Origin of the sequence: Aureimonas frigidaquae, assembly GCF_001463905.1 — a bacterium.
In the GTDB taxonomy this organism is placed as follows: Bacteria; Pseudomonadota; Alphaproteobacteria; order Rhizobiales; family Rhizobiaceae; genus Aureimonas; species Aureimonas frigidaquae.
Genome location: NZ_BBWR01000008.1, coordinates 17600 through 26466, shown reverse-complemented (window position 1 = coordinate 26466; position 8867 = coordinate 17600). Strand labels below are relative to the sequence as shown.

8 protein-coding genes are annotated in these 8867 nt (G+C 66.5%); 3 read left to right on the top strand and 5 right to left on the bottom strand.

The features are described from left to right. The first annotated feature begins 45 nt into the window (after positions 1–45). On the top strand, positions 46–1248 hold the full coding sequence (locus AUL30_RS08315; protein WP_062227423.1) for an O-succinylhomoserine sulfhydrylase: 1203 nt from the start codon (positions 46–48) through the stop codon (positions 1246–1248). Between the two features lie 56 nt (positions 1249–1304). Beyond that, positions 1305–1697 carry a Co2+/Mg2+ efflux protein ApaG gene (gene apaG, locus AUL30_RS08310; RefSeq protein ID WP_062227710.1) on the top strand — a complete coding sequence of 131 codons (393 nt, stop codon included), beginning with the start codon at positions 1305–1307 and terminating at the stop codon, positions 1695–1697. A gap of 9 nt (positions 1698–1706) precedes the next feature. Here the strand turns inward: apaG and AUL30_RS08305 are convergent, their stop codons facing one another. The 3 genes from AUL30_RS08305 to AUL30_RS08295 are packed head-to-tail and all read right to left on the bottom strand — an operon-like array spanning position 1707 to position 4847. Further along, positions 1707–2714, bottom strand: coding sequence for an Hsp33 family molecular chaperone (locus AUL30_RS08305; RefSeq protein WP_062227422.1), 1008 nt, complete (start codon positions 2712–2714; stop codon positions 1707–1709). Next, on the bottom strand, positions 2707–3639 hold the full coding sequence (gene argF, locus AUL30_RS08300; protein ID WP_062227421.1) for an ornithine carbamoyltransferase: 933 nt from the start codon (positions 3637–3639) through the stop codon (positions 2707–2709). The genes AUL30_RS08305 and argF overlap by 8 nt, the downstream gene beginning before the upstream one ends. Continuing rightward, positions 3636–4847, bottom strand: a complete 1212-nt coding sequence (locus AUL30_RS08295; RefSeq protein WP_062227420.1) for an aspartate aminotransferase family protein — start codon at positions 4845–4847, stop codon at positions 3636–3638. Before AUL30_RS08295 ends, argF begins: the two co-directional genes overlap by 4 nt. A gap of 369 nt (positions 4848–5216) precedes the next feature. Here AUL30_RS08295 and AUL30_RS08290 point away from each other — a divergent pair, with 369 nt between their 5' ends. Beyond that, positions 5217–5840 carry a GcrA family cell cycle regulator gene (locus tag AUL30_RS08290; protein WP_062227419.1) on the top strand — a complete coding sequence of 208 codons (624 nt, stop codon included), beginning with the start codon at positions 5217–5219 and terminating at the stop codon, positions 5838–5840. 815 nt (positions 5841–6655) lie between these two features. Here the strand turns inward: AUL30_RS08290 and AUL30_RS08285 are convergent. Both AUL30_RS08285 and AUL30_RS08280 read right to left on the bottom strand, forming a co-directional pair. After that, complete coding sequence (locus AUL30_RS08285) at positions 6656–7684, bottom strand: peptidoglycan -binding protein (protein ID WP_062227418.1); 1029 nt, start codon at positions 7682–7684, stop codon at positions 6656–6658. Between the two features lie 4 nt (positions 7685–7688). Continuing rightward, positions 7689–8762, bottom strand: a complete 1074-nt coding sequence (locus AUL30_RS08280; RefSeq protein ID WP_062227417.1) for a flagellar motor protein MotA — start codon at positions 8760–8762, stop codon at positions 7689–7691. Positions 8763–8867: the final 105 nt, after the last annotated feature.

The following is an 8867-nucleotide window of genomic DNA, read 5'->3' as shown; positions in this document are numbered from 1 at the left end:
GTTCGCGCCTATTCGACCAAGTCCGGCCGCCGTTCGAGGATTATCATGGCCGCGCAATCGCCATCCGCTCGCAAGACGTACCGCCCCGCGACGCAGCTCGTTCACTCCGGCACTGTGCGCTCCGGCTTCGGAGAGACGTCGGAAGCCCTCTTCCTGACGCAGGGCTTCGTCTACCCCACGGCGGAAGCGGCCGAGGCGCGCTTCAACGGCGAGGATCCCGGCTTCATCTATTCGCGCTATTCCAACCCCACCACCCGCATGTTCGAGGAGCGGATGATGGAGCTGGAGGGCGCGGGCGACGCGCGCGCCACCGCATCGGGCATGGCGGCCGTCAGCGCCGCGCTGCAATGCGCCGTCAAGGCCGGCGATCACGTGGTTGCGGCCCGCGCCCTGTTCGGCTCCTGCACCTACATCGTACAGACGGTGCTGGGCCGGGCGGGTGTGGATTGTACCTTCGTGGACGGGCGGGACCTGTCGGCCTGGCAGGCCGCGGTGCGTCCCAACACCCGGCTGTTCTTTCTGGAAAGCCCGACCAATCCGACGCTCGAAGTCATCGACATTGCGGCGGTGGCCAAGATCGCCCATGCGGCCGGCGCCATTCTGGTGGTCGACAACGTCTTTGCGACGCCCCTCTTCCAGAAGCCGCTGGCGCTCGGCGCCGACGTGGTCGTCTACTCCGCAACCAAGCACATAGATGGCCAGGGCCGGTGCCTCGGCGGCATCATCCTGTCGTCGGCGGAATGGATCAAGGAAAACCTCCACGATTTCTTCCGGCACACCGGGCCGTCCCTGTCCCCCTTCAATGCCTGGGTTTTGTTGAAGGGCTTGGAAACCCTCGCCCTGCGCGTACGCCAGCAGACCGAGAACGCCGCCCGCATCGCCGAACTCCTGGCGAGCCGCACGGACAAGGTGGCCCGCGTCTTCTATCCCGGCCGGGCCGACCATCCTGACGCCGAGATCATCGCGCGGCAGATGACGGGCGCATCTTCGCTCGTCGCCTTCGAGCTGAAGGGTGGCAAGGAAGCCGCGTTCCGCGTTTGCAACGCGCTCGGTATCGTCAGCATCTCCAACAATCTGGGCGATGCGAAGAGCATCATCACCCACCCGGCCACCACGACGCATGCGAGCCTGTCGCCCGAAGCGCGGGAAGCCGCCAATATCGGCGAAGGGCTCCTGCGCTTTTCTGCCGGCATCGAGGATATCGACGACCTTCTGGAGGATTTCGACGCCGCGCTGGACAAGGCCTGACGGCCGCGCCGCAGGGACGATCCGCGATGCGGGACGAAGGACACGGGACCGATACGATGTTCCAAGCAACGACGGCCGGCATCACCGTCACGGTGACGCCGGCCTATCTGGAGGACCAGTCGGACCCGAATGCCGGCCGCTGGTCCTTCGCCTACCGGATCGAGATCGCCAACGGCTCCGAGGAGACGGTGCAGCTGCGCTCGCGCTACTGGCACATCATGGACGGGCTCGGCCGCGTGCAGGAGGTGCGGGGCGCCGGCGTTGTGGGCGAGGAGCCCATGCTGGGCCCCGGCGACAGCTTTACCTACGGTTCCGGCTGCCCGCTGCCGACCGCAACGGGCTTCATGCGCGGGCACTATAATTTCGAGCGGAGCGACGGCACCTTCTTTCAGGTCGCCATTCCGCCCTTTCCCCTGGACATGCCGGGTGCCGATCGCGTGCTGAACTGAGCGGGCGGGCTACTCGCCCTTGCTCTGCGCAATGTCCTCTGGCGTAAAGCTGTAGCCTTCGCCGCAGAACTCGCAGGTCACGCGGATCAGGCCGTCATCTTCCACGCTCTCGGCCAGCTCGTCGGGCGCGAAATTGGCAAGCACGCCGGCGATGCGCTCGCGCGAGCAGGAACAATCGTCCCGGACGGGCGTGGCAGGGAAGACGCGGACGCCGCGCTCGTGGAACAGGCGGAACAGAAGCCGCTCCACGCCAACATCGGGATCGGCCAGCTCGGAATCGTCGATCGTGTCGACAAGGGCGAGCACTTCCGTCCAGGCATCGTCGAGTTCGAACTCGTCGTCCAACGCGCCCTCGGGGGCATCGCCGCCGGGCAGGTCCGGCATACGCATCCGCTCGGGGGACTGCGGCAGGAACTGCGCCACGATGCCGCCGGCCCGCCAGCTTTCGGTAAAGCCGCCGCCCTCCGCCCGCTTGGCCATGCGCGCCACCGCCAGCCGGACCGTGGTGGGGATCTGCTCGGACTGGCGGAAATAGCCCTCGGCAACCTCCTCCAGCGAAGCGCCGGCCAGTTCGACGATGCCCTGGTAGCGCTGGGTATGCGGGCCCTGATCGACGGTCAGCGCCATGATGCCCTTGCCGAGCATGTCCTGCGGCAAAGTCCTGCCGGCGCTTTCTGCTTCCGTCACGCGGGCCGGGTCGAAGCGCGCATAGGCGCGCACGCTGGACGGGGTGGAGAAGTCAACCACCAGAAGGTCCACCGGGCCGTCCGTCTGGGTCTGCGCCGTGAATTTGCCATCGAACTTCAGCGACGTGCCGAGGAGGACGGTCAGGACGATCATCTCCCCCAACAGGCGCGATACCGGCTCGGGATAGGCGTGGCGCGCGAGGATGGCGTCGACCATGGTGCCGAGTTGGACCGCCCGCCCCCGCGCATCCAGCGCCGCGACCTCGAAGGGGACGACGGCATCGTCGCCTGCAAAGCCGAAGGCGCCGAGTTCAGCGTCCGTGTCAGCCATGCGCACCTGCCACGCCGAAGCACCAGGCCAGCACGGATTTCTGCGCATGGAGCCTGTTCTCGGCCTCGTCGAACACGACCGAGCGCGGGCCGTCGATCACGGAGTCGGTCACTTCTTCGCCGCGATGGGCGGGAAGGCAGTGCATGAAGATGGCGTCCGGCGCCGCATGGCCCATGAGTTCGTCATTGACCTGATAGGGCAGGAAGACGTTCTCTCCCCTGGCCGTATCCTCGCGGCCCATCGACACCCAGCAGTCGGTGACGACACAGTCCGCACCGCGAACGGCGGCGACCGGATCGTAGGTGGTGGTGATGTCGCCGCCTTCGGCGCGCGCCCGTGCCAGGAAATGCGGGTCCGCCTCCGAGCCTTCCGGCGTGGCGATCCGCAGCGAGAAGCCGAAGCGCGGCGCCGCCTCGATGAAGGAGTTGAGGACGTTGTTCCCATCTCCGCTCCAGGCGAAGGTGCGCCCGCGCACGGGGCCGCGCTTTTCCTCGAAAGTCAGGAGATCCGCCATGATCTGGCACGGATGCGTATCGTCCGTCAGGGCGTTGATCACCGGCACCGTCGCTGCTTCCGCCATTTCCATCAGGCGGTCATGCGCCGTGGTGCGGATCATGATCGCATCGACATAGCGCGACAGGACCCGCGCCGTATCGCCGATCGTCTCCGCCCGGCCGAGTTGCATCTCCGTTCCAGACAGGAACAGCGTCTCCCCGCCGAGCTGGCGCATGGCCACGTCGAAGGAAACGCGCGTGCGCGTGGAGGGCTTCTCGAAGATCATGGCGAGCATGCGGCCTTCGAGCGGACGGGGAGCGGACCGTCCCATCGCCTTGCGGGCTGCGGCATCGTCCAGGATCAGGCGCAGTTCGGCCGGATCCGTGGCCGAAATGTCCAGAAAGTGGCGCCCGGCCTTCGGCTGGCTCATGCTGCAGTCTCCTTGCGTGCGGCCCGCACGGCCTCTGCCGCGGCGTCCAGCCGCGCAAGACCCTCGCGGACTTCGTCCTCCTGGACGTTCAGCGGCGGCAGGATGCGCACGACATTGTCGCCTGCCGGCACGGCCAGCATCAGATGCCGGCGCAGCTCCAGAATGAAATCGGTGTTGGGGGTGCGCATCTTGAGGCCGATCAGCAGCCCCTCCCCGCGCAACTCCTGGAACAGGTCGGGGAAGCGGTCGATCAGTCCCGAAAGACCCTGCCGGAACTGAAGCGCCCGGTCCCGCACGGCATCGAGGAAACCGTCCTCCAGGACGACATCGAGCACGGCGTTGCCCACCGCCATGGCCAGCGGATTGCCGCCATAGGTGGTGCCGTGCGTGCCGGGGGTCATGCCGGCCGCGGCCTCCTGCGTGGCCAGGCAGACCCCGAGCGGGAAGCCGCCGCCGATGCCCTTGGCGCTCGCCATGATGTCCGGCGCCACGCCCGAGGCTTCGTAGGCGTAGAACCGGCCCGTCCGCCCGACGCCCGTCTGCACCTCGTCATAGATGAGGAGGAGATCGTTCGCGTCGGCCAGCCGCCGCAACGCGCGCAGGAACTCCGGCGTGGCGCTGCGGATGCCGCCCTCTCCCTGGATCGGCTCGATCAGGATCGCCGCCGTCTGCGGCGTGATGGCCGCCTCCAGCGCATCCAGATCTGCGAAGGGGACCTGGTCGAAGCCTTCCACCTTCGGGCCGAAGCCTTCCAGATACTTGGCCTGGCCACCGGCAGCGATCGTGGCCAGCGTACGGCCATGGAACGCGCCCTCGAAGGTCACGATCCGGTAGCGCTCCGGGCGGCCGTTGACATATTGGTAGCGCCGCGCGGTCTTGATCGCGCATTCCAGCGCTTCCGCGCCGGAATTGGTGAAGAAGGCCTGGTCCGCAAAGGTCGCCTCGGTGAGCCGGCGTGCCAGCCGGTCCTGGCCCGGAATGCGGAACAGGTTGGAGGTGTGCCAGAGCGTCTCGGCCTGCGCCTTCAGCGCGGCCACCAGATGCGGATGGGCATGGCCCAGCACGTTCACCGCAATGCCGCCGGAAAAGTCGAGGAAACGTCGGCCGTCCTGCGCAACGAGCCAGGCACCTTCGCCGCGGGCGACGTCGATGTCGGCACGGGCGTAAGTGGCATAGAGCGGCGAATGCGGTTCGGTCTGCGTTGCCATGGTGACGGGTCCATGTGAGCGGCGAAGGTTCGGCAAAGAACCGGGTGGCCGGCCTGCCCGCATGGACGGGCCGTAGACGCTTCCGTTGAACGAAAGAGGATGTTTGCCTATACCATGGTGCGGGCAGGAATTGTCAATCGAAGCCAGGGCGCCCATATGCAGCCTAAGCTGGGGATATCTCGACTTTTGATTCCTGTGACACTACAGAGCACTTGTCAGTGACTCTGACCATTTGTTAATTTGCTCTGACACCAGATTTCGTACGGCCAGCCTTTCACCTCCCAATAGATGTGGTGAGGATCCGGGGTCTTCCCACCCCTGGGTCGAGGCGATTGGATTCGGCCGTCAGTCGCAATGAAAGGACCTGCCATGAGCTGGACGGACGAACGCATCGAGACGCTGAAGAAGCTTTGGGGCGAAGGACACAGCGCCAGCCAGATCGCAGCGGAACTCGGCGGCGTCAGTCGCAACGCGGTGATCGGCAAGGTGCACCGCCTCAAGCTTGAAAGCCGGATCAAGGCCCCTGCCCCGCAGGCGGCGGCACCGGTGGCTGTCGCTCCGGCGCCGGCTGTGCCCGCTCCCGCTGCCGCTGCGCCGGTCGTTTCCAAGGCGCCGGAGGTTCAGCCCGCTGCCGTGGTGCGCAACGCCGCGCCCGTGGCTGAATTGCGCGAGGCGCCGGCCACGCCGCGTATCCTTCCCGCCCAGGCTGCAGCGCCGCAGCAGCCCATGGCCCGCACCATGGGCGCCACGGCGCTCAAGATGGAGCCCGCTCTCGTGGTGGAAGAGGAACGCCGCAGCGCGGATGTCCTGCCGATCTCGCGCAATCTGACGCTGGTCCAGCTGTCCGAGCGCACCTGCAAATGGCCGCTGGGCGACCCGCTGTCGCCCGACTTCCGCTTCTGCGGAAACTCGTCCGGTGAAGGCAGCCCTTACTGCAAGTATCACGCCCGGATCGCCTTCCAGCCGGCATCGGAGCGTCGGCGCGTTCGCTGATCATAGCCGAACAGGCAGATTGTTCCGAACGGCCGGCGCTTGCGTCGGCCGTTTTCGCATGCCCGCGTTTCACGGTCTTGCCACCGCTGCATCATGCCGCCTTTGCCGGGATGCGCATTCACCCGGTCAGCGCATGTGTCGGCTGCTTAAGCATGCCCATCTCGCGTGTATGCTTGTAGCCGCCCTATCGTGCCGCCCCGGCCAGGATGCACCTCCGCACGGTCGCCGCATGTGTCGACCGCTCCGGCAAGCCCGGTTGCTACATTTCCATAGCCGCGCATCGTGCCGCCCTTACTGGCGTGCGCCACCACACGGTCGGCGCATGTGTCGGCAGGCCACTAAAGCATGCCCGTTTCGCAAATCCTTGCAGGCACCGCATCGTGTCGCACTTACTGGGGTGCACCTTTACAACGTCGGCGCATGCGTCGGCTGCTTAAGCAGGCCCCGCTTCGCACACGCCTATAGGCACCGTATCGTGCCGTTCTTGCAGGAACGCGCCTCCACACGGTCGGCGCATGTGTCGGCCGCTTCAGCAAGCCCGCTTGTCACACTCTTATAGGTGCCGCATCGTGCCGCCCTTGCGGACATGCGCCTCTAGACGATCGGAGCATGCGTCGGCTGTTCAAGCATAGCCTTTTCGCACACTGAAGGCCGTCGCATCGTACCGCCCGGCTGGTACGCAACTTCACATGCCAGATCGCCGAGAGCAAACGCCTGGACGTTCCGGGGTTTGGCGCATTGGCCGCTACTGCTGGAATGCAGCCGCACCACGTGTGCCGGGACCGCCCCGTACCGCGTGACGCCTGTGAGCCTTCTCAGCGCTCGGTCAGCTTGAACTCGATACGACGGTTGCGATCCCGGGCCTCCGGGCTGTCGCCGGCTTCCAACGGCTGGAACTCGCCGAAGCCGGTGGCTGCCAGCCGGTTGGGCGGCACGCCTTGTGAAATGAGATACTTCACGACCGCCCCGGCGCGCTCGGTCGACAATTGCCAATTGTCACTGAAGCGTCCGCCCGTGATCGGCACATTGTCCGTATGGCCGTCGACGCGGATGATCCAATCGATATCGGACGGGATCTCGCGGTTCAGATCGACGATCGCAGCCGCCAGCTTGGACAATTCCTCCTCGCCGATGGATTGGAGGACATCCGAGCCGGAGGGGAACAGCACTTCGGACTGGAAGACGAAGCGGTCACCCACGATGCGGATATTGTCGCGATCGGACAGGATTTCGCGCAGCCTTCCGAAGAAGTCGGAGCGGTAGCGGTTCAACTCCTGCACGCGCTGCGCCAGGGCGACGTTCAACCGCCGCCCCAGATCGGCAATCCGGGTCTGGCTTTCCCGATCGCGGGATTCCGATGCCCCAAGCGCATCCTCCAGTGCCGCGATCTGCTGGCGCAAGGCCGAAAGCTGCTGGTTCAGAAGCGTGACCTGATTGCGTGCCGCTTCCGAAATCTGCTGTTCGCTCTGCAATTCGCCCTGGAGCTGGCCGATGCGGGCATCGGCCGCGGCAGCGCCGCCGGCACCGGAGTCCAGCGCCGTCTGCAGCCGCGAGCGCTCGCTCTCGGCCGATTGCAGAGAGGCCTGGAGCGCGGCGATTTCGTCCTGGAAGTCGGAGCTGCTGGAGCGCTCCAGCGCCAGAAGCTGGTTCAGCTCGGCGATCTGCGAATTGAGCTGCTGCAGGACGGTATCCTGGCCCGACAATTCGCGGCTCAGGAGGAACTGAGCAATCACGAAGACCGACAGAAGAAACATGATGGCCAGGAGCAGGGTCGACAGCGCGTCGACGAAGCCCGGCCAGTAATCGATGCTGCGTCGTGAGCCGCCGCGGCGGGGCAAGGGCATGAGGTCAGCCCCTTTCCTGCCGCTGCAGGGTCAGCGCCAGGCGTTCGAGGGTGCGCCGCAGCTCCTGCTGCTCATGCGCCTGCGTTTCGACGAAATCGCGCATCATCTGCTGTTCGGTGCGCATGTGCTGGACAAGGCCCTGGATGCTTTCGGCAAGGCTTGCCATGGCAGCGCTGGAGCGTGGCGCGGCGCCCTGTTCCTGCACCAGCCGGGACAGGCGATCGGCCAGGATCTGCATATCGGCGGAAGCCGGCCCGGCCACCGCGCCCACCGGTGCGGTGGCCGCAGCGGGAGCTGCGGGCGCAGCCGGGGCCAGCACCGGATCGCCGCCGGCGTCGGTCACCGTCGCCAGCCAGTTTTCCAGCTCCGTATAGAAGCGGTTCTGGGCCCGGCCGATCTGCAGATCGAGGAAGCCGAGGACGAGGGAGCCCGACAGACCGAAGAGCGAGGAGGAAAAGGCCGTCCCCATGCCGGCCAGCGGTGCAGACAGGCCCTGCTGCACCGAATTCAAGACGGTCGCCGCGTCGGCCGCCGTCGGGTCGAGGGACTGGATGGTGGTGGATATGGAGCCGATGGTCGTCAGCAGGCCCCAGAACGTGCCGAGCAGACCCAGGAAGACCAGGAGCCCGACCAGATAGCGGGAAATGTCGCGCGTTTCGTCCAGGCGTGCGGCGAGCGAGTCGAGGATCGTGCGCACAAGCTGCGCGGGCAGCGGCTGGCCGATGCGCCGGCCGGCCAGCAAGGACTGCATCGGCGCCAGAAGAACGGGCGAGCGGACGTCGTCCGCCTCGTCCGAGCCGTCGCGGTAGAGGTTGATCCAACGGACCTCGCGCGACAGGCGCAGGATCTGCGCCAGCGCCAGGATCACGCCGACGGCCAGCACCCCGGCGATCAGCCCGTTCAGGCCCGGATTGGTTATGAAGGCGGCGACGATCTGCCGGCCGAGGATGAGGGCGACGAAGCCGGACAGCGCCAGAAAGACGATCATGGTCCAGAAATAGACCATGGGGCTGGACAGGCGCTCGGGCATGATATGCGCCGGCTTCTTGTCCTCACGCGGCGTACTCGTCACCTGCATCGGCGGCTCACCCGGTTCTGGAGCCGCGCAGTGGCGGCCATGGTCCCTAAAGCTTGTACCTTCCCGGCCGGCGAAGCTCCACCGCCCGCCGGCAACTTCCCACGG

Bases quoted from the DNA above. Each gene is read 5' to 3' on its own strand.
- AUL30_RS08285 (WP_062227418.1), bottom strand. From the start codon at position 7,684: ATGCCCTTGCCCCGCCGCGGCGGCTCACGACGCAGCATCGATTACTGG.
- AUL30_RS08280 (WP_062227417.1), bottom strand. From the start codon at position 8,762: ATGCAGGTGACGAGTACGCCGCGTGAGGACAAGAAGCCGGCGCATATC.
- AUL30_RS08295 (WP_062227420.1), bottom strand. From the start codon at position 4,847: ATGGCAACGCAGACCGAACCGCATTCGCCGCTCTATGCCACTTACGCC.
- argF (WP_062227421.1), bottom strand. From the start codon at position 3,639: ATGAGCCAGCCGAAGGCCGGGCGCCACTTTCTGGACATTTCGGCCACG.
- AUL30_RS08315 (WP_062227423.1), top strand. From the start codon at position 46: ATGGCCGCGCAATCGCCATCCGCTCGCAAGACGTACCGCCCCGCGACG.
- apaG (WP_062227710.1), top strand. From the start codon at position 1,305: ATGTTCCAAGCAACGACGGCCGGCATCACCGTCACGGTGACGCCGGCC.
- AUL30_RS08290 (WP_062227419.1), top strand. From the start codon at position 5,217: ATGAGCTGGACGGACGAACGCATCGAGACGCTGAAGAAGCTTTGGGGC.
- AUL30_RS08305 (WP_062227422.1), bottom strand. From the start codon at position 2,714: ATGGCTGACACGGACGCTGAACTCGGCGCCTTCGGCTTTGCAGGCGAC.